This window comes from Pseudarthrobacter sp. RHLT1-30-1, from assembly GCF_059383415.1.
In genome coordinates this window covers 67,114-91,941 of sequence record NZ_JBWZCG010000005.1, presented here as the reverse complement: position 1 = coordinate 91,941, position 24,828 = coordinate 67,114, and the positions used below count along the sequence as shown (strand labels likewise).

Here is a 24,828-nt window from a genome sequence, read left to right as displayed (position 1 = left end):
GTGTGCGCCAATCAGCTGGGTGCGACCGACACGCGGTCCGCCGCCGCCACGATCCGGGCTGCCGTGTGGCGTCCCATCCGGACGGCGCCGTCGACGTGCTGGTAGCCCTCGGCCGCCAGATCGGAGGAGGACCAGTAGATCGGGCCCACCGGCGCGTGCTGGTCCTTGCCGTAGCGGTGCAGTCCGCCGAGGTCATAGCTGGCGGCGTACGCGCCGCGGGTCCACTCCTCGGAGCCCCAGTCCGACTCGTAGTAGACCTCCGGCTCGAGGGCTTTCTCCCCCAGGAATCCGGCGATCGATCCGAGGATGGCGCGGCGGCGGTCCTCGGCACTGAGCTCGAACATGGCATCGGCCTTCTCGTCCGAGACAAAGCCGACCAGGGTGCCGCGGGGGTCCTCGTGGTTGGTGTTGTCGTAGACCTCCTGGACCAGGGCGCCGGCACCGAAGCAGGTTCCGGAGAGGCCGTCCTCCCGCCAGAACGGGGTGCTGTAAACGGCGTGCACCTTGATCACCAGGCCCAGTGACTGGTGCTGGTGCATCTGGTGCTGGCGCCGCGGCAGCGGCGGGTTGAAGGAGACCCGGGAGTAGAGGTTCGGCGGCACGGCCATGATCACGAACCGCGCGTTCACGGTGGCCCGATCCGAGACGGCGGTGACGCGGTGCCCGGCGTCGTTTCCGCCCGTTCCGCCTGTTCCGTCGCCGGATGCCGGCGCCCAGGCGGGGGCCCAGTTGATAGTCCGCACCGGGCTGTCCAGCACGACGTCGTCACCAAGTGCGGCGGCAAGCAGCTCGGAAACCTGCTGCATGCCGCCGATGACACGCTGGTCGAGGATGAAGTCCTCATCGGTGAGATGGCTGAAGGACCCGGCGGAGGCCGCCATCAGCACCGCCTGCAGGGCGGAGAAGGCATGGGCGGGTTTGGTCAGCATGCCGCCGGCGATGAAGAGGCCGATGTTGTTGCAGGCTTCCTCGTCCGTGGAGTTCTCCCGCAACCAGTGGTGGAAGGAGATGGTGTCCAGCTCACGGGCCTTGGGATGCGCCCACGGCTCGGTCGGGCCGATCTCGGCGGCGAGGGCGTCCAGCAGGACAGTGAGCTTGTCCATTTCGGCGGCGGTGGTTGCGCTGACCGGAAACGTGTCCCCGGTATATAGGGTGCGCTTGCCGTCGGAGCCAATGTAGACGGATTCCCCTTCGCGGTAGCGGGAGTAAGTTTTCAGGCCAAGTTCGTCGAGGAGCGCCAGCAGCTCGGACTGGTCCGGTGAGACCCACTGGCCGCCGATTTCCAGCAGGGCGCCGTCGATCGTGTCGGTCCAGGTGCGGCCGCCGACACGGCCGCGGGCCTCCAAAACGGCCACGCTCAGGCCGGCTTTCTCCAGTTCCCGGGCTGCGGTCAGCCCGGCGGGGCCGGCTCCGACGATGACGACGTCGCGGTCAAGTTCCAGCATGATGTCCTCTCTGTGCTCACGCAAGTGATGCGGACCACTAAATGAATGCCATTCATTTAGACACGACTATAGACCCTTCGGGTGCGCCATGGAAGACCTCACGTCCAGGAATTTTCATCGGTGAATTCGGGGCAGAATGGGAGGACCCCACCGACAGCAGAGAGGCCAGGAATGCCGGCATCAACCAGCGCCCCAGCGGATCCCGACGAGGACGCCAAACCGCGACGCCGGGTGGGCAGGCCCGCCGCAGCGGTCCTTGATCAGGGTGGCATTACCGTTGCGGCGCTGCAGCTGATCGGAAAGAACGGCTATGACGGCTTTACCATGGCGGCCCTGGCGCGGACGCTGAACGTGGCGCCGTCGGCCCTGTATAACCACGTATCGTCCAAACGGGATGTGCTGGTCCTGGTCCAGGACCACCTGACCTCGTTCGTTGACGTGTCCGCCTTCGCGTCCCAACCGTGGGACCGGGCGGTGCGCAGCTGGGCGTGGAGCTACCGCGATGTGTTTTCCAAGCACACTCCGCTGATCCCGGTGATCGCCGTTCTCCCGGTGGCCGACGCGCCAAAAACGCTGGCGATGTATGAGGCCGTCAGCGCCGGCTTCAGCCGCGCGGGTTTCCCGCGGGGCCGGATCGTCTCGGCGATCGTGGCCCTGGAGTCCTTCATCTTTGGCTCGGCCTATGACGTCACCGCCCCGGCGGACATTTTTGACTCCGGGAGCATGGCGGAGTCGACGCCGAACTTCACCGCCGCGGTCACGGAACAGGACCTGGAGGGCTATGAGATGCCCGCCGACGTCGCCTTCAACCTCGGCCTCGAGGCGATGATCGCGCACTTCGGTGCGCTGCGCGGCTAGCCGCGGTTGCCCACCCTGCCCCAGCCGCCCAGCCCAGCCCCAGCACCCGCAAGCCAGAAGCAACGCGGGGTCACCTCGAGCCCATAAAACCCCCAGGAATGGGCGCGTAGTGACCCCGCGTTGGTGTCTGGAGGCTGCGGGTACTCCTCCCCGCAACGGGCAGGATGATGGTTAGGGGCGTCTGTGAAGGAAGTCGGTTGCGGTTAAGAAAAAAGAACCCCGGTCTGAAGACCGGGGTTCTTTCATTTGCGTGCGCGAGGGGGGATTTGAACCCCCACGCCCTTTCGGACACTGGCACCTGAAGCCAGCGCGTCTGCCGTTCCGCCACTCGCGCGCAACTTCTTCCACTCAATTATTGGACCGGAATCCGGACCGCCAACCTTGTAAAAGCAGCGAGATCAAGCATAACGGACAACTGCGGCAAAACACCAATCGGCACCCGCAGCGACGGTATCCGTCCGCTGCCTGCGCTTAAATCCGGAGCCCTGCACCACCCGAATACCGCCTCTTCGCGCCAACTGGAGGCCCTCCCCGGCGGCGCGGGCTGGGCGATGTCAGCGCATGTCAGGGCGGATCGGCGGCAAATTTCCGGCACGGAGTGGCGATGCGAATTAAGGCCATTCCCAGACTCGCCCAGTAGTATCTGATGTAGGAGTGCCCGCTACCAGCGGGCTCCCGCAGATTTGGAAAACCGAGTTCCGGAACGAACGCTGTCCTGCAGCCGACACGAAAGGAGAAGGACCATGGGATTGCTGGACAAAGTCGAGCGCGGCATCGAAAAGGCCGTCCGCGGGGTCTTCTCCACCGGTTCTCGCGCCCAGGTTGAGCCCGTCGAGATCGCCAGTCACCTTCGCCGCCAGGTGGATCACAAGGCGATCACCATCGCCGCCGGGCGGACCCTCGCCCCCAATGTCTTCGATGTCCTCCTCAGCGACAGCGATTTCGAGCGGGCCCAGGAGTGGGGTACTCCGCTTGCCGAGGAACTGTGCGATGTCGTCATCAACCATGTGCGCAGCCAGGGCTACACGCTCCAAGGTCCGGTGCGGATCAGTTTCCGCCGCGACGAGGAACGCCGCGCCGGGGATTTCGAAATAAAGTCCCGGACCGAGAAGTCCTCTTCCCCTTCCGCGCCTGCACAGCCTGCGAATCCAGGCCTGCCGGCCGCGCCTACGCGCCTGCCCTCCCGGATGCAGCCGGTGCTGGACATCGATGGACAGCGGTACTCGCTGAATGCGCCCTCGATCATTCTGGGTCGGTCTTCCGACGCCGATATCCTTATTGACGACACCGGCGTTTCCCGCCGCCATCTGGAAATTCGGACGGGCCCGGGCGTGGCCCAGGCCTTCGATCTGGGTTCCACCAACGGCAGCTACGTCAACGGCCATAAGATCGTGGGCTCTTCTGAACTCACTGATGGCTCCACGATCACGATGGGACGTACCAAGATCATCTTCCGCCTTTTGTCCGCGAGCCCAGGTGGCCGCCGGTGAGTGAACTGACCATCACGGCCCTGCGCTTTGGTTTCCTCCTGCTCCTGTGGGTCATGATCTTCAGCATCGTGGCCGCCATGCGCCGGGACCTGATGATCGGCCGCAAGGCTGCTGCGGGCGCCCCGACGGCGCGCGAGGTGCGCAAAAATCCGGCGCTGGCCGAACCGGCGGCCCCTGTCAGGCAGCAGCCCCGCCAGCTGGTGGTGACCGAAGGCCCCCTCAAGGGCACCACGATCCCGCTGGCAGCGAGCCCCATTCTGCTTGGCCGCGCCCAGGAAGCCACCCTGGTGCTGGAGGACGACTATGCCTCCGGCCGCCACGCCCGCCTGTTCCCACAGGGCAGCCGCTGGTTTATTGAGGATCTTGGCTCGACGAACGGTACGTATCTGGCCGATCAGCAGCTCACCAGGGCACTGCCCGTTGAGCTGGGTGTCCCCGTGAGAATCGGCAAGACGGTCATTGAATTGAGGCCGTAGCCGTGGCTACCCCGGATGTTCCCGCCGACAAGGCCGGTGGCAAAACCCCGGCCCCGTTGCGCCCGCTGATCATGCGCTATGCTGCGCGTTCCGACGTCGGCCGTGTCCGCGCCAAGAACGACGACTCCGCCTACGTTGGCCGCCACCTCGCCGTCGTCGCCGACGGCATGGGCGGGCACGCCGGCGGCGATGTTGCCTCGGCGGCCACGGTGCTGGACATGATCCATCTCGACAAGGATGACTACGACGGCGACGCCGGCACCGTCCTTGCCGACGAGATTCAAACCGCGAACTCACTGCTTTCCGAACTTGTCCACATGAATCCCAAGCTGGCCGGGATGGGCACCACCGTCACGGCCCTCCTGCTGGCCGAAGGCAAGCTGCACTTCGCACACATCGGCGATTCCCGCGCCTACCGGCTCCGCAACGGCGAATTCGAACAGGTCAGTATCGACCACACCTTCGTGCAGCGCCTCATCGATGAAGGCCGGCTCCGCCCCGAAGAAGCGGAAACCCACCCGCACAAAAACGTCCTCATGCGCGTCCTCGGCGACGTGGACGCCAGCCCGGAGCTGGACCTGGCCACCCTCGACGTCGAACCGGGTGAGCGCTGGCTGCTCTGTTCCGACGGGCTGAATTACGTCGCCGGCCACGTCGTGGAACGCACCGTCAGGGAGACGCCCGACCTGCGCGAATGCGCGGAACTGCTGGTTGACCTCACTCTCGAGGCAGGCGCTCCGGACAACGTCACCGTTGTCCTGCTGGAAATCGCCGAGCAGACAACCGACGACGTGCGGACGGCCGCCGTCGAAATCGTTCCGCGCCCGTCGACGTCAACCGTGGCGGCCGTGGTTTCCGATAAACCGGCCCGCCAGGCCGGAAGCCCGCTTGGGGCAGCGAAGACTCCCGACGCCCAGGCGGCGGTCCACAATGGCGACGCGGACGACGAGCAGGCCGGCAGTGGCAGCGGGGATGGCGGTGTCGGCGGGAAATCAGAGCCAGCGTCCTCCACCGACCCGCACCTGGGCGAGCACCTGACCGCCGAAGTGCTCCGCGAGGACCTCGCCAGCCGTCCCCATGAACTCGTGGGCGCAGCCGCCACCGCCGCGGAAGCCGGATCGATCCCCACCATCGCCGGACGGACCCTGGCCCGCCGGGCGGCGACCGTCCTGACCCACAAGTCGGAGCAGGCAAGGGACGACTCAGAGGACTACAGGCCTGCCCGCCCGCCGCGCCGCTGGGTGACCGTCGCCATCGCTGCCGTCATCCTGGCGCTTCTCGCGCTGGGTCTGTGGCTGGGCTACGCCTGGACCCAGACGCGGTACTACATCGGCGAGAAAGACCAGCACGTCGCCATCTTCAACGGGGTCTCACAGCGACTGGGGCCCATCCAGCTCTCCACCCTCGAAACGGTAACCGATATCCGGATGTCAGATCTGCCCGAATTTTCCCAGCAGCGGGTGCGCCAGACAGTGCCGGCACGCGACCTGTATGACGCCCAGCGCATCGTCAAGAATCTAGAGCGCACCGGAACCACGTCCCCCGCGGAGGACTGCATCACACCGTCCCCGACACCGACGCCCGCGACACCGGGCGCAACAGCGACCCCCGACGCCTCGGCAGCCCCGGTGCCGCCAGCAACCCCGGCGGAAACGGCGAGTCCGGACGCCGGCGCTACGGCCACGCCGACGCTGCCCTTCTGCGAGGTCGGCAAATGACCCCCATCGATCCCACACCCAGGCCGCGGCGAAACGTTGAACTGGTGCTTCTGGTGCTCGCCCTCGCTGTCGGCATTGGTGCGAACGCCCTTGTCGGCGTGGATCAGCAGAAGGCTTTCGACGCCGACTTCTGGTTCCAGTCGAGCCTGCTTGCCGCAGCCGCCCTGGCATTTCACATCGTGCTTCGGATCCGCGCGAAATATGCTGATCCGGTAATACTTCCGCTGGTAGTGGCGCTCAACGGTCTCGGCCTCGCCATGATCCACCGGCTCGACCGCATTGGGGAGGACACGGGCAACAACCAGTTGCGCTGGACCCTGGTGGCGATGGCCGTCTCGATCGCGGTCATCTGGTTTCTCAAGGACCACCGGATCCTCCGCCGCTTCACCTACATTTCCCTGGCGGTCAGTGCAGTCCTCCTGATCCTTCCGCTGGTGCCGGGCATCTCCGCCGGTGAAATTCTCGGCGCCCGGGTCTGGATCCAGGTCGGCTCGATGACCTTCCAGCCCGGTGAGATCGCCAAGATCACGCTCGCTATATTCTTTGCCGGGTATCTTTCGTCCAACCGGGACCTGATCCTGCTGGCCGGGCGGAAAGTCGGTCCCCTCCAGTTCCCGCGGTTCAAGGACATGGGTCCCATGCTCGCCGCCTGGCTCGTAAGCATCGGGGTGCTCATCTTCCAGCGCGACCTGGGCTCCTCCATCCTGTTTTTCGGACTCTTCCTCGTGATGATCTACGTCGCCACCAGCCGCATCAGCTGGGTAATTATCGGCGTCGCACTCATGGCCGCCGGCGGCTTCGTTGCCTCGCGCGTCTTCTCCCACGTCGGCCTCCGGATCGACGGCTGGATCAACGCCTTCACCGACGAGGTCTACGGGCGGGAATTCGGTGGCAGCCTGCAGATCGTCGAGGGCCTGTTCGGGATGGCCAACGGGGGCCTGGTTGGCACCGGGCTCGGCCAGGGGCGTCCCAATCTGGTTCCCTTCGCGAACAGCGACATGATCATTGCCTCCTTCGGTGAGGAACTGGGGCTGATTGGCCTCTTCGCGATCGTCCTGATGTACCTGCTGCTCTTCACCCGCGGCTTCCGGGCGGCGCTCGGCACCCGGGACGCTTTCGGAAAGCTGCTCGCCACCGGACTGTCCTTCGCGGTAGCCCTGCAGTGCTTTGTTGTGATTGGCGGCGTCACCAGGCTCATCCCGCTCACCGGCCTCACCACCCCCTTCCTCGCTGCGGGTGGCTCCTCGCTGCTGGCCAACTGGATCATCGTGGGCCTGCTGCTGATGATCTCGCACGCGGCCCGCGGCCCGGTGGACACAACACCGTTGGCCCCCGGCGAAGAACCCGATCCACGGAAAGAAATTCCCGCCATGCCCTCGAAGCCGGCCGCCATCCCCGGAACCGGACGTAACAGTCCGGACGCCCCCACCGAGGCGGTGAAGCTGTGAACCAAGCCATTCGCAATGCCTGGATCGCCGCTATCTCGATGTTCGTGCTGATTTTCGGTGCCCTCAGCTACGTCCAGGTGGTCGGCGCGGACGAGCTGGAGGCCAATGCCTGGAACAAACGCACCCTGCTGCAGAACTACTGCAACGACCGTGGCGCGATCATTGTCGGCGGAACCCCGGTGGCCGAGTCCGTGGCCGCTGAGGAGAGCTGCATGTTCCAGCGCACCTACACGCAGCCGGAGCCCTACGCCGGGATCACGGGGTATTTCTCCCGGAGCTACGGCGTCACCGGGCTGGAGAAGACGATGAACAAAGAGCTGGCCGGCAGCTCGGACCAACAGTTCCTGGACCGGGTCGGCCAGCTCTTCCTGGGCAACCAGCCCAAGGGCGCCTCGGTGGAGCTCACGCTCGACCCCAAAATCCAGAAGCTGGCCTACGACCTCATCCCGGCCGGCCAGCGCGGATCGATCGTCGTGACCAACCCGAAAACCGGTGCGATCCTCGCGATGGTGTCCAGGCCCTCCTACGACCCCAATCTGATCGCCACCCAGGACCCCGCGGCGGAGGCCGAGAATTTCGCGGAGCTGAACCAGGTCCCCGGAATCAACCTGAACCAGAACGTCAGCGGACCCACCGGGGCGCTGCTGGCACCGGGCTCCGTCTTCAAACTCGTCGACACGGCAGCCGCCCTCAGCTCGGGCAAGTACAACAAGGACAGCACCCTGCCCAACCCGGCGGAAATGTCCTTCCCGGGGATCCAGTACAAGCTGCCCAACTACGCCGGCGGCAACTGCTACACCCGCGACACAGCGAGTTTTTCCTTCGCCCTGCAGCAGTCTTGCAACACGCCGTTTGCCAGCATCGCCCTTGATCTCGGGCAGCAGGCCATTGCGGACCAGGCCAAGAAGTTCGGTTTCGGCGCGGACTTTGGCGACCAGCTGAAATTGGACTCGGCCCCGAGTTTCTTCCCGGTCGAACCGCTGGATGAGGCCAGCCTCGCGCAGTCGTCGATCGGCCAGCGCGATGTCCGGGCCACACCGCTCCAGATCAACCAGATGACGGCTGCGATTGCCAACGGCGGAGTCCAGATGCAGCCGAACCTGATCAAGGCCGTCCGTTCGCCGGACCTGCGGCCCATCAGCGAGCCGAAGCCCCAGGTACTGCAGACCTCCACGACGCCGGAGATCGCCCGGCAGATCAACGAGTGGATGGTCAGCGTTGTCAGTGACGGCATCGGCCGCGGGGCGGCCGTATCCGGCGTCAAGGTGGCCGGCAAGACCGGTACCGCCGAACTTGGCAACGGTCTGAACAATTCATGGTTTACCGGGTTCGCCCCGGCGAATGACCCGCAGGTGGCTGTCACGATTGTCATGGAGAGCGTGGACATCACCACCGGCGCAAAGCTAACCAGTCCGAACGCAAAGAAGATTTTTGAGGCGGTGTTGAACAAGTGAGGCCTTCATCAGGAATCACCCTCGGCGGCAGGTTCCAGCTGACCACACGTATTGCGATCGGCGGTATGGGGGAAGTCTGGAAAGCCAAGGACCTGATCCTTGGCCGCATCGTCGCCATCAAGGTGCTTAAAGAGGAATACACCGGCGATCCCGGATTCCTCCAGCGCTTCCGCGCCGAAGCCCGCCACACCGCGCTGCTGAACCACGTAGGAATTGCCAATGTCTTTGACTACGGCGAGGAAGAAGGTTCCGCCTACCTCGTGATGGAGTTGGTCCCGGGCCAGCCGCTGAGCAGCATCATCGAACACGAACAGGTGCTTTCCCCGGACCGCACGCTGTCCATGATCGCCCAGACGGCGCGCGCTCTCTCGGCTGCCCACGCCCAGGGCCTGGTCCACCGCGACGTCAAGCCCGGCAACCTGCTGATCACGCCGGACGGCCGGGTCAAAGTGACGGACTTCGGCATCGCCCGCCTGGCGGACCAGGTCCCGCTCACCCAGACCGGCCAGGTGATGGGCACCGCCCAGTACCTGGCTCCGGAGCAGGCCACCGGACAGTTGGCCACCGGCGCTTCGGACATCTACGCTCTCGGCGTGATCGGCTACGAGTGCCTCACCGGACACCGCCCGTTCTCCGGCGAATCCCAGATCGCCATCGCGCTGGCCCAGGTCAATGACGCGCCGCCGCCACTGCCGGAAACACTGCCGAAGCCGGTCCGCGCCCTGCTGATGTCCATGCTGGCCAAGGACCCCAAGAACCGCCCGGCCGACGCCCTCAAACTCTCCGCAGCTGCCGAAGCCATCCGCAACGGTGATTTTGAAGCCGCGCACGCCGCCGTCCCGGGCATGCTCCTTTACGAGGCGGCCACCGGCCCCATCACCGCGCCGGTGGACATCCCCACCGCAGCGACCGGTGTCATCAGTGCGGCAGACCGCTCGACGTCGGCCACCTCGGCCCTGCCCGTGGTCGGAGCCGCCGGCGCGGGCGCCGCAGCGGGGCTCGCTGCCGGGGCGGCCGCCGCCAGCGCTTACGGTGCCCGCAACACCCTGTCGCGGGCCGACGCCCTCGCGGCGGAACGCAACTGGGTCCAGGAGGACGACGACTACGACGACGAGCCTGCCGATCAGCCCGAACGCCGCGGACGCAGCCCCTGGACCTGGCCGCTGATTGCCCTGATCCTGCTGGTGCTCTTTGCCCTGATTGGCTTTATGCTCAGCCAGGCCGGAATCCTGTCCCCCCAGACACCCGCGAGCAGCAGCTCTGTCGCCAGCAGCTCCAGCGCGGCGCCGACCAGTACCAGCGCCTCGCCGACCTCCTCGAGCGCCAGCCCCACCAGCAGTTCCGCGACCCCCACCCAGTCCACCCCGGCCGCGATCAATTTGATTCCGGACGCCTATAAGGGACGGGCCTTCAACGTCGTCCGCACCGAACTCAACAACATGGGCCTGCAGGTCAAGGGCGATCCCGTTTTTGACCCTTCCGCACCCAATACGGTCATCGACATCAACCCCTCGGGCCCTGTCGAAAAGGGTGCCCTGATCACCGTGTCCTACTCCAAGGGCCCGGAAATGGTCACCGTTCCGACACTGCAGTCCGGTGCCAGCGAATCCGCCGTTCGCCAGGCCATCGAGGCTGCGGGACTGCGCTGGGCCACGGGCGCGCCCGTCGACCCCACGAGCAAGAAGGAAAAGGCCGGCACGTTCGTCAGCTCCGAACCGGCGTCCGGCAGCAAGGTGCCCGCCGGTTCCCTCGTGACCTACCACCTGGCCAAGGACGCGGCCGTCGAATCAACGCCGAGTCCAACGGGATCGTAGGACACCATGCCAGAGTTACCCCGCACCCCGTCTCATCGGGAGGAGGGCGGCCCCGTGAACACCCAGCGCGTCCTCAGCGGGCGCTATGAGCTGGGTGAGCTGATCGGCCGCGGCGGCATGGCCGACGTTTTCCGCGGCATCGACACCCGGCTTGGACGCACGGTGGCCGTCAAGCTGCTGCGCCCTGACCTGGCCAGGGACCCCCAGTTCCAGGCCAGGTTCAAGCGCGAGGCGCAGGCGGTCGCCGCCCTGAACCATCCCTCGATCGTTGCCATCTATGACACCGGCGACCACGCGGTCCCCGGTGACCACGCGGACACAGTCCGGGTCCCGTACATCGTGATGGAGTTCGTCAAGGGAACGACGATCCGGGACCTGATCCGGGCCAAAGAAGTCGGCATCGACCACGCGATCGATTTCTCCCTGGGGGTGCTCGCCGCCCTGGATTACAGCCACAAGGCCGGCATCGTGCACCGCGACATCAAACCGGCCAATGTGATGTACTGCCCCGACTCCAACAGCGTGAAGGTCATGGACTTCGGGATAGCCCGCGCCATGGCCGACTCCGGAGCAACCATGACCCAAACCCAGGCCGTGGTTGGAACTGCCCAGTACCTGTCACCAGAGCAGGCCCGCGGCGAGACCGTGGACGCCCGCAGTGACCTCTACTCTGCCGGCTGCCTCCTGTATGAAATGCTCACGGGGCGACCTCCGTTCATCGGCGATAGTCCCGTTTCCGTGGCCTACCAGCATGTGCGCGAGATCCCCGAACTCGCCAGCAGCCTGAATCCGGACGTGTCCGAGGCTCTGGACAGTGTGCTGATGAAGGCCCTGCAGAAAAACCGTGCGGACCGCTTCCAGGACGCGGCAGCTTTCCGCCGCGCCCTGCGGGCAGCGCGCAGTGGTGTCGGCGTCACCGCCCCGCTTGCCAGCGAAGCTCCCACCGATCCCCACGACACGATCCCGACGCCGGACAGCGCACCGACGGCCGCTTTCTCGGTGACCGGTGCGAAGTTCCTAGACGACACCCCCTCGGGCCGGCTCCGGCCGGCCGACGACACCGTGGCGGAGGATGACAACAACACCCTGATGGCCCACGGCGGTGCCTATGGCGCCGAGGACACCGGCGACCTGCCCCTGGTGCTGCCGCCAGGCCGTGAGCACACCGCGCGCCAGCGGTCCCGCCGTCGTACCTGGACCACCGCGCTGGTGCTCGTCACGGTACTGGTCCTGGCGGGCGGTGGCCTGTGGCTCTACAACCTGATGAACCAGGCGCCACCGCCCGTCGCCAAGGTCCTGGTTCCATCGGTGACGTCGCTGACGGAGACTGAGGCCCTGCAGAAGCTCTACAACGCCGGGTTGAAACCCCAGCTCAACCGGATGCAGCACGAGACGATAGCCAAGGGCATCGCTGTCGGCACGGTCCCGGCAACAGGGACCTCACTGGACCCGGATTCGGCCATCACGCTCAATATCTCTGAAGGCCCCAGCGTCATTACTATCCCGGCCGACCTGCCGGGGCGCACCGAGGCTGCCGCGCGAGATGTCCTGCGCCAGAAGGGTCTTGCCGGAGCCCCGGGCACCACCATGGCCAATCACCCCACGGTTCCGGCGGGCATCGTGATTACTACCAACCCTGCGCCGGGCCAGAATGTGGCCGCGGGCAGCACCGTGGAGCTCATCGTTTCCACCGGCAAGGTGGCGGTTCCCCAGCTCGTCGGGCTCCCGCTGGCCGAAGCTGAGGCAGCGCTGAAGGCCCTTGGCCTCGGCCTCAACGCCACGGAAGTGGAAAACTCGCAGGTGGAGCCGGGAAAGGTCACCGGGCAGGCTGACGCTGCAGAGGCCCTCGTGGAGCAGGGAAAGACGGTCACCGTCACCGTGGCCAAGGCTCCGCCGCCCCCGCCGGAACCGACCCCGACCCCAACCCCGACGCCGACCCCCACCCCGACGTCCACTAAAAGCAACAGGTAAACGGGGCGTTCCCCGCGGGCTCCTGAGCTAGTGCTTAGCTCCGGGGCCAGTGACGAAACGCTTGCGCTAGTGCTTGATGAGCGGGCTGAGCGCCGCTGCACGCTGGGCCGCACCGGCCATGCCGAGGGATTCGAGCCAGTTCCCCAGCATCTGGTAGCCGCCTTCGGTCAGCACGGACTCCGGGTGGAACTGCACCCCGCAGAGCGGCGCGGTGCGGTGCTGCAGCCCCATCACCACCCCGGTCCCGGTTTCCGCGGTGATCTCCAGGACGTCAGGGATGCTCTCGCGGACGGCGGCCAGGGAATGGTAGCGGGTGGCCGTGAAGGGCGAGGGCAGTCCGGCGAAGACGCTGCCGCCGCGGTGCTCCACGAGGGACGTCTTGCCGTGCATCAGCTCCGGCGCGTGCGTGACTGTTCCCCCGTAGGCTTCGGCCAGTGCCTGGTGGCCCAGGCAGACACCCAGCATAGGTTTGCTGTGACTGCCGCACCACTTGATCAGCTCAATGCAGACCCCTGCGCCGGCGGGATTCCCGGGGCCCGGCGAGATGAGGACGCCGTCGCGCGCTTCCGCAAGATCGATCGCCTCGGCCAGGGTGACGTCATCGTTGCGGACCACTGTGGTCTCCGCACCGAGTTCCTGGAGATACCCGACCAGGGTGTAGACAAAGCTGTCGTAGTTGTCGACGACGAGGATCTTGGTTGTGCTCATGGGTGCCTTGCCGTACCAATCGTTGGTTCAGTGAATGACGGACACCCCTGCGGCCTGACGTACCGCTAGAATTGGCTCCGAATAAGAACTCAAACGTGACCAGGAGCGCGTTGACCGCCGGTGTATTCCTTCTTGCAGGATATCAAGCCAGGTCCCGCTCCTGTTCCAGCCGCCTAGGAGGACCCGTGCCCGAGTCAAAGCGACGCAAAAGCACCACCCCCGCGACGACGCAAACTTCCACCGCGCGCGCGAACAAGCCGAACCCGGTCTGGTTCAAGCCGGTGATGTTCGGCCTGATGATCATCGGCCTCCTGTGGATCATCACCTTCTACATCAGCGAAGGCGCCCTGCCTGTCGCCGCCTGGGGATCGGGGAACATAATCGCCGGCTTTGGCATCGCCATAATCGGATTCCTGATGACCACCCGCTGGCGCTCCTGACCCCGCCCGCAACTGACGAAAGACCGGTACACCTGTGTGCCGGTCTTTCGCGTTAACCCCGGAGCCGCCCGGCGGCGGTAATGCTGTAACGAAGACTATGAAGCGAGGGAGCCCGTATGGCCGCAGTAACCGGATCGGTGATCGGCGACGACGGCCTGGCCCGCCCGCCCTGGGCGGCCGTGGATCCGATGCTCCAGGCCTACTATGACACCGAGTGGGGAATCCCGGTACGCGACGAGCAGGGCCTCTATGAGCGCATCAGCCTCGAGGCGTTCCAGGCCGGACTGTCCTGGGCCACCATTCTCCGGAAGCGGCCGGCGTTCCGGACCGCCTTCCACGGCTTTCACCCCGAGACAGTCGCCGCTTTCACGGAAACGGATGTCGAGCGCCTGATGACGGATGCTGGCATCGTCCGCAACCGGCTTAAGATCCGGGCCGCCATTACGAATGCCCAGGCCACCATCGCCCTCAGGGACGACGGCGGACTGGTTGACTTCGTGTGGTCCTTCCAGCCGGCGTCCACTCCGGAGCCCTCCAACCACGGGGAAATCCCCACCACTTCGCCAGAGTCCGTCGCACTGTCCAAGGCGCTGCGGAAGCGTGGCTTCGCTTTCGTCGGGCCTACGACCACGTATGCCCTGATGGAAGCGATCGGCATCGTCGACACCCACCTGCTGGACAGCCACCGCCGCGGCAGCTCAGGCATCTGGCCCCACTGAGGCACCCGGGATTTCTGCCCCCTGCACCCTTCGGGTTCACGCGGTGCCCCTGGTTCTTCCCTGCTCTGCACAAGTCGGTCGAAGTTATCCACATTTGTTGATAACTTCTCGAAGGCTCACCTTTACAGCACCCATCTTCCGGGCATAGTGGCCTTCAAAGGGGTAAACCGGCAGCAGTTCCTGGCTAGAGAACACGTCGTGAGTTATTAACACTGTGGATTTGCCTGTGGATAAGTTCCCGGAAAGCGCCCTAATCCAGTTTTTGGGGTTCCGGTCCAGCACCTGTCAGTTATCTTCAGTTCAGTCCTGGTCCCGGGCAAGTTATCCACTTAACAACACGCGACTACCCACAAGTTATCCACAGGTGGGGATAACCCTGCCCGCCGGGCGTGATTTGACCGGTTTCAGGGCCACCAGCGGCAAGTTTCGATGGATCACTTCGAGCTACAAGTTATTAACACTGTGAATAACCCTGTTGAAATCAGATTTGATTCTTACCCAGGGATCCCTGTCTGGGCGGCTCAAGGCAGTGGTGCCCACGCCTTTTCACCGCCCTGATGGCTCCGGGATTACCGGTTCGGCCGGGTTTTCCACTTAACCACAGGACTGATCACCGGCGTTATCCACAATTGTGGAGATCCCCAGCACCTCCGGAACAAAATCGCCAGTGCTGGCGGTCAGATCGGAAAGGCCTGCACGAACTACAGCCGTGTAAGTTACCAACAGTGTGGATAACCTCTGTGGAAAACTTTTTCAGCGGGCGGAGGAACCCCTGTTTCGGTTGGCGGCAACCACAGCAGCGGCAAGCGGAATGGGCCCGGCGGGCGGACCGTGCTGTGGAAAGCATGCATCCTGCTGTGGACACCCGCATTTGTGCCACGCGGCTGCCCGTTGCGTGGTGGGCGTATCTACGCTCCCGCCCAGTTGCCTCCACCGCCTCAGCACCCGCTCGCTGGAACCTGCGACCTTCTGGCGTTGGACCGCGCTCCAGCGCCCGGTAACTGGGTCGGAGCGTCGTCACCGGGAGGCTGGGACGGACGAAGAAACCCCCGTCACTGAGCATGCTCAGTGGGGGGTTTTCTTGGTCGCGGTGCGTGGTTCAGCCGATCGTCGGGACACGCAGCAGATGATGCTGCCGCCATCTCATCGATCCGTCACAAATGGCCGCCCTGGAACGTTGAAAAGCGACCATATGTGGCGAATGGCGTCCCGGCAGGTTCTAGGCCATGACCGCACTGAAGGCGGTGGCGGCGGCCAGGAGGGCGAGCACGGCCACGAGTCCGCCCGCTTGGAGCAGGCCCTGCCGCGGGCCCCGGGGCGTGTACGCGATGACGGCAGCGCACAGGGCACCGGTGATCAGCCCGCCGAGGTGGGCCTGCCAGGCGATCTGGGGGACCATGAACCCGATGACAGCGTTGATGGCGATCAGGACCCAGAGTTGCCTGGTGTCCCCGCGGCGGTGGCGCTGGACCACAAGCATGGCGCCAAACAGCCCGAAGATGGCGCCGGAGGCACCGACCACACCGCTCAGCTGCTGACCGGGAAGGTAGCCGGGGGTCAACAGGAGGTAGCCGACGGAACCGCCGAGGGCGGAGATCAGGTAGACGGCCAGGAACCGGATGCGGCCCAGCAACGGTTCCAGCGCCTGACCGAAGATCCACAGCGTGTACATATTCAGGACAATGTGCAGAATGAAGCCCTGTGAATGAAGGAAGGCTGAGGTCAACATCCGCCACGGTTCGAACACGCCGTACTCCGGAGTGGCGTACACGGTGGCGAATGCCAGGTTCTGGTAGATCCCGTCATTGGGAATCAGCCACTGCAGCACGTAGAGCACTGCGCAGACAACGATGATTCCGTAGGTGACCATGGGCTTGCCGGGGGCCACGGCACCGCCGTAGACGGTCTTGACGTCCGGCGTCGTGCGTTTGGTTTCGTTCACACAGTCAACGCACTGGAATCCGACGGCGGCCGCCCGCTGGCAGTCGGGGCACGCAGGGCGCCCGCAGCGCTGGCAGCGCACATAGGCGGGCCGGTCCGGGTGCCGGGGGCACACCGGGATCTGCGCGGACGGCTCTGCCGCCGGAATTCCGTAGCTCATGCGTTGGGCTTAGAGCTTTTCTACGTCAATGCTGTTGATGGTGACGTCCTCGACCGGGCGGTCGCCCATGCCGGTGCGGACACCCTCGATGGCGTCAACAACCTTCTTGGAGTCCTCATCCGCCACCTCGCCGAAGATGCTGTGCTTGCCCTGCAGCCAGCCGGTGGGAATGGTGGTGATGAAGAACTGCGAGCCGTTGGTGCCGCGGCCCATCTGAATGCCGGCGTTCGCCATGGCCAGCTTGTACGGCTCGTTGAAGGTCAGTTCGGGGTGGATTTCATCGTCGAACTTGTAGCCCGGTCCGCCAACGCCGCGGCCCAACGGATCCCCGGCCTGGATCATGAAGTCCTTGATGATCCGGTGGAAGATGGTGCCGTCGTACAGCGGTGTCCCCGTCTTGTCCTCGCCGGATTCCGGGTGGGTCCAGGCCTTCTCGCCGGTGGCCAGCCCGACGAAGTTCTCGACGGTCTTGGGGGCGTGGTTGCCGAAGAGGTTGACGACGATGTCGCCCAGGCTCGTGTGGATGGTTGCTTTTGCAGTTGCGATGGCAGTCATACGCCCTATTCTTCCATGACGGCGCGCTGCAGACAGGGCCGGTCCGCCAGTTCCGCGCTGGGTGAAATCCGCCCAAAATCGGGCCCGGTGAATAGCAGGTGAGGTCTGGGACACGTAGGCTAACACCAGAACCGCCACATTAATCGGGAGGTAGTTGTGAAGAAATCGGATCGAATTGCCCGTGAGCTGGAGCAGTCAGTCAGCACCGGAGTAGAAAACGCCATGGAATGGGCCACCCCGCGGGTTGAAGCGGCAGTCAACTGGGCTGTTCCGCGCATCCAGCAGGGCCTGGATACTGCTTCTCCCAAGATCCAGGAAGGTCTCAAGTCGGCGGCCTACAATCTCGCCGACGGTGTTGCGACCGTAACGCCGCGCATCCAGGACGGGTTGGCGCACCTCGCGCCCAAGATCCACGACGCCGTTGAGGGTGCCGCGCCGCGCCTGCATGGTGCCCTGGACAAGGCGACGCCGGTCATCGCGAACGCACGCGACCGGGTCGTCGTTGAATACCTGCCGAGGCTCTCGGACCAGATCGGCCACGCCTCCGACGCTGTGCACCGGACGCTGGAAGGCGCGCCGGCCCATGTGGATGCGGTTGCGCAGAAGCTGGGCGACGTGGGAATTATCCATACCGTCCAGGAGCAGGCAAAGACGGCCGGGGGACGCCTGAAGGGTGCTGCTAACCAGGCCGGTAAGGCCGTCGGCGTCGAACTGGGCAAGCCGGAGAAGCCCAAGCACCGCGGATGGCTGGTCTTTGGGGTCATTGCCGCGGCCGTGGCTGCCGGTGTGGCCGCCTGGAAGGCTTCCCAGCCGGTCGAGGATCCGTGGAAAACGCCGGCTCCGGTGACCCCGGCCCCCGTGCCGGCCACGACCGTCAACGAAGTCAAGGATTCCGTTGAGGAATCCGTCAAGGGCACCGCTGACACGGCCGGCGCAGCGACGGTGGCAGCCGCGGACAGCGCAGCGGACGCTTCGGCCGAGGTCGCCGAGTCTGCAGCCGATACCGCGGACACCGCCAAGCACGCAGCGACGGACGCTGTCGAGGACATCCAGGACACGTCCGCCAAGGTTGCCACCGACGCGAAAACTGCGGTCCGGAACATCGCCGCCAGCCGCAACAACGGCACGGACAAGAACACCGGCATCTAAGACAGCCAGTTGCCTGCCCGCGGGCAGCATTGAGGGAGGGATTCCGCTTTTGCGGGGTCCCTTCTTTTTTGCAAGCACGATTTTGCACGCACGATGTTTACCAGTTCGTAGCCGGGGCGCTGCCCGGCACCGGGCCGGAGAAACGCCGTTGATGCTAAATTTGAGGGGATGTCACCCGAAAAATCCGCTGAGGATGCCTTACACGAAGCCGTGCAGACCCCGGCTGTGTCCATTGTCATCCCGGCCTACAACGAGGAAAGCGTCATCCGGCAGTGCCTCATTGCTGCCGTGTACCAGTCTGTCCCGGCCCACGAGATCATCGTGGTGGACAACATGTCGAAGGACCGCACCTCCGATATCGTCCGGCAGATGCAAATGGAATATCCCGAGAGCCCCATCATCCTGCTCCGCCAGGACGTGGACCAGGGCCTGATTCCCACCCGGAACTTCGGCCTCGACCACGCCACGGGTGACATCCTGGGCCGGATCGATGCTGATTCCGTGCTTGAGCCCGACTGGGTCGAACAGGTGCAGAAGGCCTTCCGAGACAAGGCCGTACACGCCGCGACCGGTCCGGTGGTCTACTACGACATGCCGATGCGGCGCTTCGGTCTCAAGGCCGACGACAAGATGCGCCAACTGATGCTCAAGCTCGCCAAGCACCAGTACCACTTCCTCTTTGGCTCCAACATGGCCCTTCGCCGCTCAGCCTGGGAAATCATCCGGACCGAGACGTGCCGGGACGAAAAGGACGAGATGCACGAGGACATCGATTTGTCCCTGCATTTGGCCGACCACGAGCTCCGGATCCAGTACTGGCCGCAGATGGTCTCCGGGATGTCCGCCCGCCGGCTGGAAGATTCTCCCCGGGACTACCGCTACTACGTGACGCGCTTCGACCGAACGTACAAAGCGCACAACGTCAAGAAAATGGCGCTGAAGGCCCCCATGGTCGTGTTCTTCTCGGTGTACTTCCCGGCGAAGCTGCTCCGCGCGATCCACACGGTCAACACGGCCCAGCCCGTCCGCCGCGGCGGCCAATAGTACTCTGGCGCCCGAGTTCGAAAGTCAGTCGGTGCCCAGCTCGGCCAGCGTCGCCGCACGGCGCCGCACGGAACGGGAGCTGCGCTGCCCCAGGACGACGACGGCGAGCCCCACCAGGATCAGCGCCAGGCCGGCATAGGTGCCCGCCGGCAGGATCTCGGAGAGGAATGCCGCAGCGAGCAGCGCGGCACCGGGGATCTCCAGCAGAATAATCATCGATACCAGCAGCGGACTCATCGTGGCGAGCAGGTGGTTGAAGGCCGTGTGCCCGATCAGCTGCGCGCACACCGTAATCGCCAGGATGCCCAGCCAGCCCGCAGCTTCGAATCCGGCCAGGGGCTGCTGGGAGACCAGTGCCAGCACCGCGACGATGGCCGCGCACATCCCGTAACAGAGGGTGGTGTAGGTGCCCGTCCCCATGGTCTGGCGCGCCTTTCCGCCTGCCAGGGTATAAACGCCCGCGAGGGCCCCACCTGCAACCGCCAGGAGGTCGCCCAGCAGTGCTTCCGGGGAACTGCCCATGTCGAAACCGGTGATCACCACCACGCCGCCGAAGGCGAGCCCGAGGCCTGCCAGGACCGGCCAGCGGTGCCGGACGCCCCGGAAGAGCTGGAAGATGGCGATCCAGCCGGACTGCAGGCAGACCAGCGCGGTGGCCGCCGCAACCGAGGTCAGCTGGAGGGAGGTGATAAAGCAGGCGAAGTGCAGCGCCAGGGCGACAGCCGCAGCCAGCGACCAGCGGAATTCCACGCCGGTGACCCGGCCGAACTGCCGCGGGTTCCGCACCAGAACGGGCCCGGCCATGACGACCGCCCCGATCGCGTTGCGCCAAAAGGCGATCGCCAGGGCACTGACCGAGGTGGCCCCCAGTGTTGCGGCAATGAGGGGCCCGGAGGAGGCCACACCAAGAACGCCCAAGGCGGCAAGGAAGAAGTTCACGGTCCCACACTAGTGGGGCGGGCGGGGAGCCGTCGCACGCGCAGTCTTGACCGTCCCCAGCGGCGGTGCCAGTCTTAAATCCGGTCTCACCATCATCCACAAAGGAGACCATCATGGCTTCAACCATCCGCAAGAGCCTGGACCATCCTGAGGAAACCCGACCCGTCAAAGACGGGATGGGCCAGGTGGAACTCGTTAATCTCGACGCCGGTGCCGTGTCACGGGTGACGTTCCTGCCTGGCTGGAAGTGGTCCCAGCACGTCAAACCGATCGCCCAGACGGACAGCTGCATGGTTGCCCACAAGGGCTACACGGTTTCGGGCCATCTCAAGGTCGTGATGGACGACGGCGAGGAGAACGAGTTCGGCCCCGGTGACTTCGGTATCATCCCGCCGGGTCACGATGCCTGGGTTGTCGGCGACGAGCCCTACGTCTATATCGACTGGCAGGGCATGGACGACTACGCCAAGCCCAAGGAGTGATGCCGGGCGTCTACTCCCGGGCCTGGGAGCTCCCGGGCGAGCCTGAAGTACCCGGGCATGCAAAAGGCCCCGGACCGCGTTTCCGCCGTCCGGGGCCTGTCTTATGGTGGAGGCACGGGGACTCGAACCCCGAACCCCCTGCTTGCAAAGCAGGTGCGCTACCAATTGCGCCATGCCCCCATAAGAAGCAACCCGACAATCATACCCTAGTTCGATGAGCCGTTTCCGGCTCCCGATCCGGGGACATCCTGGCTAGTCAACCGTGTCGGTCGATTCGCTCCAGACCGTTTTCCGGGCCTCGGATTCCTGCACTTTCTTGTAGAGCAGGACGCCTGCGATTGTGGCTGCAATAACCAGCAACTTCTTCACATGCACCCCGTTCTGGTTCAGCGATAAACGAATATCTACCAAACCTCCACTTGAATCCGTACAGATTCCGTGGGCGTACCAGGACTTGAACCTGGGACCTCTTCGTTATCAGCGAAGCGCTCTAACCGCCTGAGCTATACGCCCCGATGCCTCATCGGGCCGAGATATGACTGTACAGCACATCCCGACCCGATCTCAAATCGAGGCATTTCCCCGGAGATAATCCGGAAAAACTGCGGGTTTTTAGTCGTCCGTAAGGGTGACACCGATGCCGCCCACGAGGGTGGCTGAGATGTTGTACAGCACCGCCGAGAGCATCGAGAGCGCCGTCAGCAGCACGACGTTGATGACGGCGATGATGGTGGCGAACGATGCCACCTGACCGAGCGAGGCAACCTTCTTCAATTCGAAGCCACCACCCTCTGAGCCGGCCAGGGTTCCCAACAGGCCATCAACCTGATCAAAAATCCCGGTCAGGTCCAGGACCGTCCAGAGCACGATTGCGGCCACGACGGTCACGATGCCCAGAGCCACGGAAAGCAGGAAGGCCATCTTCAGTACCGACCAGGGGTCAACCTTGCTCACCAGCAGGCGGGCTCGGCGGACTTTGGCCTTGGGTGCCGGCTTGATCAGCCCGGCCGTTCCCTGGCCCTGGCGCTGGGCCGGTGCCACCGGCCGCTGGCCCGGTGTCACGGGGCGTCCCTGTGCGGGACGCTGGCCGGGAGCGGGAGGCCGCTGATCCGCGCCGTTGACGCTCCCCGGTACCCCGGGACGCTGCTCGGGGCGCGATGGCGCACCTACCCGCGGGGCGGCGGTGGGCTGCCGCACGCCGCCGGGAACGCCGCTGTTCGACTTGGGATATGAGTCGGAATTACTCACTCGTTACCTCCGGTATTGTCTTCGTCCAGCTCGGCATTGCCTGATGACTCATCTGACTCCGGGGCCGGTGCTGATTCTTCCGCTGCGGACCCCTCATGTGATCCGGTATCTTCAGCCAACGTTACGTCATCCGGCGCGGATGCCTGACTTTCGACAGCCTCGCCGGTAACTTCGGCGATCCCCTCGCCGGTACCTTCGCCTTCGGCCGAGTCGTCCGTTTCCAGTCCGCGTTCGCTGTTGCGCGCCACCTCGATGATGCGGTCATTCTTGTCCGGCTTGGCGAAGATGACCCCCATGGTGTCGCGGCCCTTGGCGGGCACCCCGGTCACGGAGGAACGGACGACCTTGCCGCCTTCCATGACCACCAGGACCTCATCTTCTTCCTGGACGATCAGGGCGCCCACGAGGTGGCCGCGCTCCTCCTGGTACTTGCCCACCTTGATACCCAGGCCGCCACGGCCCTGCAGGCGGTATTCCTCAACGGCGGTGCGCTTGGCGTAGCCACCCTCGGTCACGACAAATACGAACGAACCGTCCGTGACGACGTCGGCCGCCAGCAGCTCGTCGTCTTCACGGAATTTCATTCCGGTAACACCGGACGTGGCCCGGCCCATCGGACGCAGGGCCTCATCCGTGGCGGTGAAGCGGATCGACTGTCCCATCCGGGAGACGAGCATCAGGTCATCCGTCTCGGAGACCAGCTGGGCCGAGACCAGCTCGTCGCCGTCGCGCAGGTTGATCGCGATGACGCCCGCGGAACGGTTGGTGTCGTAGTCCTCCAGCCGGGTCTTCTTCACGAGGCCGCGTTTGGTGGCCAGGACCAGATACGGCGACTGCTGGTAATCCCTCAGGTCCAGCACCTGGGCGATGTGTTCGTCCGGCTGGAATGCGAGCAGGTTCGCCACGTGCTGTCCCTTGGCGTCGCGCCCGGCCTCCACGAGTTCGTACGCCTTGGCCCGGTATACCCGGCCAAGGTTCGTGAAGAACAGCAGCCAGTGGTGGGTCGTGGTCACGAAGAAGTGCTCGACGACGTCGTCGCCGCGCAGCTGCGCACCCTTGATGCCCTTGCCGCCGCGCTGCTGCGACCGGTAGTTGTCGCTGCGGGTGCGCTTGACGTAGCCGCCGCGGGTAATCGTGACGACCATTTCCTCTTCAGGAATCAGGTCCTCCATCGACATGTCGCCATCGAAGCCCAGCAGGACCTTGGTGCGGCGGTCATCGCCGTGCTTGTCCACGATTTCGGCCAGCTCGGTGCTGATGATCTCGCGCTGGCGCACCTCGGAGGCCAGGATCGAGTTGAACTCGGTGATCATGGCTTCGAGTTCGGCATGCTTGTCCTGGATCTTTTGACGTTCCAGCGCTGCGAGCCGGCGCAGCTGCATGTCCAGGATGGCCCGGGCCTGAAGGTCGTCGATGTCCAGGAGCTGCATCAGTCCGTCGCGGGCTGCGTCGGTGGTGTTCGATGCCCGGATCAGCGCGATGACTTCATCGAGCGCGTCGAGCGCCTTGAGGAGGGCGCGCAGGATGTGTGCCTCTTCTTCGGCCTTGCGGAGGCGATAGCGGGTCCGGCGGGCGATGACGTCCATCTGGTGCGTGACCCAGTGCCGGATGAAGGCGTCCAGGCTCAGGGTGCGGGGCACCCCGTCGACGATCGCGAGCATGTTGGCCGCGAAGTTGTCCTGCAGCTGGGTGTGCTTGTAGAGGTTGTTCAGCACAACCTTGGCGACGGCGTCGCGCTTGAGCACGATAACGAGGCGCTGGCCGGTGCGTCCCGAGGTTTCGTCGCGCAGGTCGGCGATGCCCGAGACCTTCCCGTCCTTGACGAGCTCGGCAATTTTGATCGCCAGGTTATCCGGGTTGGCCTGGTAGGGCAGCTCGGTGACCACCAGGCAGGTGCGTCCCTGGAGTTCCTCCACATTGACCACAGCGCGCATGGTGATCGAGCCACGCCCAGTGCGGTAGGCGTCCTCGATCCCCTTGTGCCCCAGGATGGTGGCGCCGGTCGGAAAATCGGGTCCCTTGATGCGGACGATCAGCTCTTCGAGCAGCTCTTCGCGGCTCACGGTCGGGTTGGCCAGGTACCACTGGACGCCGTCGGCGACCTCGCGGAGGTTGTGCGGCGGAATGTTGGTGGCCATGCCGACGGCGATACCCGAGGAGCCGTTGACCAGGAGGTTCGGGAAACGCGCCGGCAGGATGGTGGGTTCCTGGTTCTTGCCGTCGTAGTTGTCCTGGAAATCGACGGTTTCCTCGTCGATGTCGCGGACCATCTCCATGGCCAGCGGGGCCATCTTCGTTTCGGTGTACCGCGGCGCTGCAGCGCCGTCGTTGCCGGGAGAACCGAAGTTGCCCTGTCCCAGCGCCAGCGGATACCGCATGGTCCAGTCCTGGATCAGCCGGACCAGCGCATCGTAGATCGCGGTGTCGCCGTGCGGGTGGTACTGGCCCATGACTTCGCCGACCACACGGGCACACTTGTTGAAGGACCGCTCCGGGCGGTAGCCGCCGTCGAACATCGCGTACAGGACCCGGCGGTGGACCGGCTTGAGTCCGTCGCGGACGTCCGGGAGGGCACGGCCCACAATCACGGCCATCGCATAGTCGAGGTAGGAACGCTGCATTTCCGTCTGCAGGTCCACCTGTTCGACGCGGTCGGTCAGCACATCGGTGTCGAGGACCAGGCCCTCAACGACGGACTCAGCATCGGCCGGTCCGGCCGGAACATCAGGAGTTTCGTCACTCATAGTCTATATTTTCCGTTTCAGGTAT

General features: G+C 65.0%; 21 protein-coding genes and 3 tRNA genes. 13 read left to right on the top strand and 11 right to left on the bottom strand.

The features are described from left to right. Positions 1-11: 11 nt before the first annotated feature. Positions 12-1,445: a flavin monoamine oxidase family protein gene (locus tag AC50YM_RS05850; protein ID WP_494956095.1), complete on the bottom strand. Its 1,434-nt coding sequence runs from the start codon at positions 1,443-1,445 to the stop codon at positions 12-14. A gap of 171 nt (positions 1,446-1,616) precedes the next feature. Between AC50YM_RS05850 and AC50YM_RS05845 the strand changes: the two genes are divergently transcribed. Continuing rightward, positions 1,617-2,303 (top strand): TetR/AcrR family transcriptional regulator, encoded by a 687-nt coding sequence (locus AC50YM_RS05845; protein WP_494956029.1) that lies wholly within the window; start codon positions 1,617-1,619, stop codon positions 2,301-2,303. Positions 2,304-2,554: 251 nt separating this feature from the next. Here AC50YM_RS05845 and AC50YM_RS05840 read toward each other — a convergent pair. After that, positions 2,555-2,637 (bottom strand) — tRNA-Leu (locus AC50YM_RS05840). 409 nt (positions 2,638-3,046) lie between these two features. Here AC50YM_RS05840 and AC50YM_RS05835 point away from each other — a divergent pair. From AC50YM_RS05835 to pknB, 7 genes are read left to right on the top strand one after another with little or no spacing between them, the layout of a single operon-like run. Then, positions 3,047-3,793: an FHA domain-containing protein gene (locus tag AC50YM_RS05835; RefSeq protein WP_494956028.1), complete on the top strand. Its 747-nt coding sequence runs from the start codon at positions 3,047-3,049 to the stop codon at positions 3,791-3,793. Then, a complete protein-coding gene (locus AC50YM_RS05830) occupies positions 3,790-4,269 on the top strand; it encodes an FHA domain-containing protein FhaB/FipA (RefSeq protein WP_494956027.1) in 480 nt (159 codons plus the stop codon). The genes AC50YM_RS05835 and AC50YM_RS05830 overlap by 4 nt, the downstream gene beginning before the upstream one ends. A 2-nt stretch (positions 4,270-4,271) precedes the next feature. After that, entirely contained in the window at positions 4,272-5,987 is a 1,716-nt protein-coding gene (locus AC50YM_RS05825) for a PP2C family protein-serine/threonine phosphatase (protein ID WP_494956026.1), read from the top strand. Next, entirely contained in the window at positions 5,984-7,435 is a 1,452-nt protein-coding gene (locus AC50YM_RS05820) for an FtsW/RodA/SpoVE family cell cycle protein (RefSeq protein ID WP_494956025.1), read from the top strand. Before AC50YM_RS05825 ends, AC50YM_RS05820 begins: the two co-directional genes overlap by 4 nt. Next, positions 7,432-8,889 carry a peptidoglycan D,D-transpeptidase FtsI family protein gene (locus AC50YM_RS05815; RefSeq protein WP_494956024.1) on the top strand — a complete coding sequence of 486 codons (1,458 nt, stop codon included), beginning with the start codon at positions 7,432-7,434 and terminating at the stop codon, positions 8,887-8,889. The genes AC50YM_RS05820 and AC50YM_RS05815 overlap by 4 nt, the downstream gene beginning before the upstream one ends. Beyond that, the gene (locus AC50YM_RS05810; protein ID WP_494956023.1) at positions 8,886-10,703 is read left to right on the top strand and encodes a protein kinase domain-containing protein; all 1,818 of its coding nucleotides are present in this window, start codon (positions 8,886-8,888) and stop codon (positions 10,701-10,703) included. Before AC50YM_RS05815 ends, AC50YM_RS05810 begins: the two co-directional genes overlap by 4 nt. Before the next feature lie 6 nt (positions 10,704-10,709). Continuing rightward, positions 10,710-12,674 (top strand): Stk1 family PASTA domain-containing Ser/Thr kinase, encoded by a 1,965-nt coding sequence (gene pknB / locus AC50YM_RS05805; protein WP_494956022.1) that lies wholly within the window; start codon positions 10,710-10,712, stop codon positions 12,672-12,674. Positions 12,675-12,740: 66 nt separating this feature from the next. On the opposite strand, the gene AC50YM_RS05800 is transcribed toward pknB, so the two are convergent. Further along, positions 12,741-13,382, bottom strand: a complete 642-nt coding sequence (locus AC50YM_RS05800; RefSeq protein ID WP_494956021.1) for an anthranilate synthase component II — start codon at positions 13,380-13,382, stop codon at positions 12,741-12,743. 185 nt (positions 13,383-13,567) lie between these two features. On the opposite strand from AC50YM_RS05800, the gene AC50YM_RS05795 reads away from it, so the two are divergent. After that, a complete protein-coding gene (locus AC50YM_RS05795) occupies positions 13,568-13,822 on the top strand; it encodes a cell division protein CrgA (RefSeq protein ID WP_494956020.1) in 255 nt (84 codons plus the stop codon). Between the two features lie 116 nt (positions 13,823-13,938). Beyond that, the gene (locus tag AC50YM_RS05790) at positions 13,939-14,541 is read left to right on the top strand and encodes a DNA-3-methyladenine glycosylase I (protein WP_494956019.1); all 603 of its coding nucleotides are present in this window, start codon (positions 13,939-13,941) and stop codon (positions 14,539-14,541) included. Positions 14,542-15,760: 1,219 nt separating this feature from the next. Here the strand turns inward: AC50YM_RS05790 and AC50YM_RS05785 are convergent. Together AC50YM_RS05785 and AC50YM_RS05780 are read right to left on the bottom strand one after the other, a co-directional pair. Continuing rightward, the gene (locus AC50YM_RS05785) at positions 15,761-16,642 is read right to left on the bottom strand and encodes a rhomboid family intramembrane serine protease (protein WP_494956018.1); all 882 of its coding nucleotides are present in this window, start codon (positions 16,640-16,642) and stop codon (positions 15,761-15,763) included. 9 nt (positions 16,643-16,651) lie between these two features. Then, positions 16,652-17,197, bottom strand: coding sequence for a peptidylprolyl isomerase (locus tag AC50YM_RS05780; protein ID WP_494956017.1), 546 nt, complete (start codon positions 17,195-17,197; stop codon positions 16,652-16,654). A 156-nt stretch (positions 17,198-17,353) separates the two neighbouring features. Between AC50YM_RS05780 and AC50YM_RS05775 the strand changes: the two genes are divergently transcribed. After that, on the top strand, positions 17,354-18,346 hold the full coding sequence (locus tag AC50YM_RS05775) for a hypothetical protein (RefSeq protein WP_494956016.1): 993 nt from the start codon (positions 17,354-17,356) through the stop codon (positions 18,344-18,346). Between the two features lie 168 nt (positions 18,347-18,514). Next, positions 18,515-19,390, top strand: a complete 876-nt coding sequence (locus tag AC50YM_RS05770) for a glycosyltransferase family 2 protein (protein WP_494956015.1) — start codon at positions 18,515-18,517, stop codon at positions 19,388-19,390. A gap of 24 nt (positions 19,391-19,414) precedes the next feature. Here AC50YM_RS05770 and AC50YM_RS05765 read toward each other — a convergent pair whose 3' ends face one another. Further along, positions 19,415-20,329 (bottom strand): DMT family transporter, encoded by a 915-nt coding sequence (locus tag AC50YM_RS05765; RefSeq protein WP_494956014.1) that lies wholly within the window; start codon positions 20,327-20,329, stop codon positions 19,415-19,417. A gap of 113 nt (positions 20,330-20,442) precedes the next feature. On the opposite strand from AC50YM_RS05765, the gene AC50YM_RS05760 reads away from it, so the two are divergent. Beyond that, positions 20,443-20,811, top strand: a complete 369-nt coding sequence (locus AC50YM_RS05760) for a cupin domain-containing protein (RefSeq protein ID WP_494956013.1) — start codon at positions 20,443-20,445, stop codon at positions 20,809-20,811. Positions 20,812-20,915: 104 nt separating this feature from the next. Here AC50YM_RS05760 and AC50YM_RS05755 read toward each other — a convergent pair. The 5 genes from AC50YM_RS05755 to gyrA all read right to left on the bottom strand — a co-directional run bounded on the left by AC50YM_RS05755 (position 20,916) and on the right by gyrA (position 24,803). Continuing rightward, a tRNA-Ala gene (locus AC50YM_RS05755) sits at positions 20,916-20,991 on the bottom strand. A 72-nt stretch (positions 20,992-21,063) separates the two neighbouring features. Next, positions 21,064-21,180, bottom strand: coding sequence for a DLW-39 family protein (locus AC50YM_RS05750; RefSeq protein WP_494956012.1), 117 nt, complete (start codon positions 21,178-21,180; stop codon positions 21,064-21,066). 70 nt (positions 21,181-21,250) lie between these two features. Continuing rightward, positions 21,251-21,324, bottom strand: a tRNA-Ile gene (locus AC50YM_RS05745). 99 nt (positions 21,325-21,423) lie between these two features. Next, the gene (locus tag AC50YM_RS05740; protein WP_494956011.1) at positions 21,424-22,059 is read right to left on the bottom strand and encodes a DUF3566 domain-containing protein; all 636 of its coding nucleotides are present in this window, start codon (positions 22,057-22,059) and stop codon (positions 21,424-21,426) included. Then, a complete protein-coding gene (gene gyrA / locus AC50YM_RS05735) occupies positions 22,056-24,803 on the bottom strand; it encodes a DNA gyrase subunit A (protein ID WP_494956010.1) in 2,748 nt (915 codons plus the stop codon). Before gyrA ends, AC50YM_RS05740 begins: the two co-directional genes overlap by 4 nt. Positions 24,804-24,828: the final 25 nt, after the last annotated feature.

Excerpts from the sequence above, each read along its gene's own strand:
- AC50YM_RS05850 (WP_494956095.1), bottom strand. The coding sequence starts at position 1,445 with ATGCTGGAACTTGACCGCGACGTCGTCATCGTCGGAGCCGGCCCCGCC.
- AC50YM_RS05845 (WP_494956029.1), top strand. The coding sequence starts at position 1,617 with ATGCCGGCATCAACCAGCGCCCCAGCGGATCCCGACGAGGACGCCAAA.
- AC50YM_RS05835 (WP_494956028.1), top strand. The coding sequence starts at position 3,047 with ATGGGATTGCTGGACAAAGTCGAGCGCGGCATCGAAAAGGCCGTCCGC.
- AC50YM_RS05820 (WP_494956025.1), top strand. The coding sequence starts at position 5,984 with ATGACCCCCATCGATCCCACACCCAGGCCGCGGCGAAACGTTGAACTG.
- pknB (WP_494956022.1), top strand. The coding sequence starts at position 10,710 with ATGCCAGAGTTACCCCGCACCCCGTCTCATCGGGAGGAGGGCGGCCCC.
- AC50YM_RS05800 (WP_494956021.1), bottom strand. The coding sequence starts at position 13,382 with ATGAGCACAACCAAGATCCTCGTCGTCGACAACTACGACAGCTTTGTC.
- AC50YM_RS05790 (WP_494956019.1), top strand. The coding sequence starts at position 13,939 with ATGGCCGCAGTAACCGGATCGGTGATCGGCGACGACGGCCTGGCCCGC.
- AC50YM_RS05785 (WP_494956018.1), bottom strand. The coding sequence starts at position 16,642 with ATGAGCTACGGAATTCCGGCGGCAGAGCCGTCCGCGCAGATCCCGGTG.
- AC50YM_RS05780 (WP_494956017.1), bottom strand. The coding sequence starts at position 17,197 with ATGACTGCCATCGCAACTGCAAAAGCAACCATCCACACGAGCCTGGGC.
- AC50YM_RS05770 (WP_494956015.1), top strand. The coding sequence starts at position 18,515 with ATGTCACCCGAAAAATCCGCTGAGGATGCCTTACACGAAGCCGTGCAG.
- AC50YM_RS05760 (WP_494956013.1), top strand. The coding sequence starts at position 20,443 with ATGGCTTCAACCATCCGCAAGAGCCTGGACCATCCTGAGGAAACCCGA.
- gyrA (WP_494956010.1), bottom strand. The coding sequence starts at position 24,803 with ATGAGTGACGAAACTCCTGATGTTCCGGCCGGACCGGCCGATGCTGAG.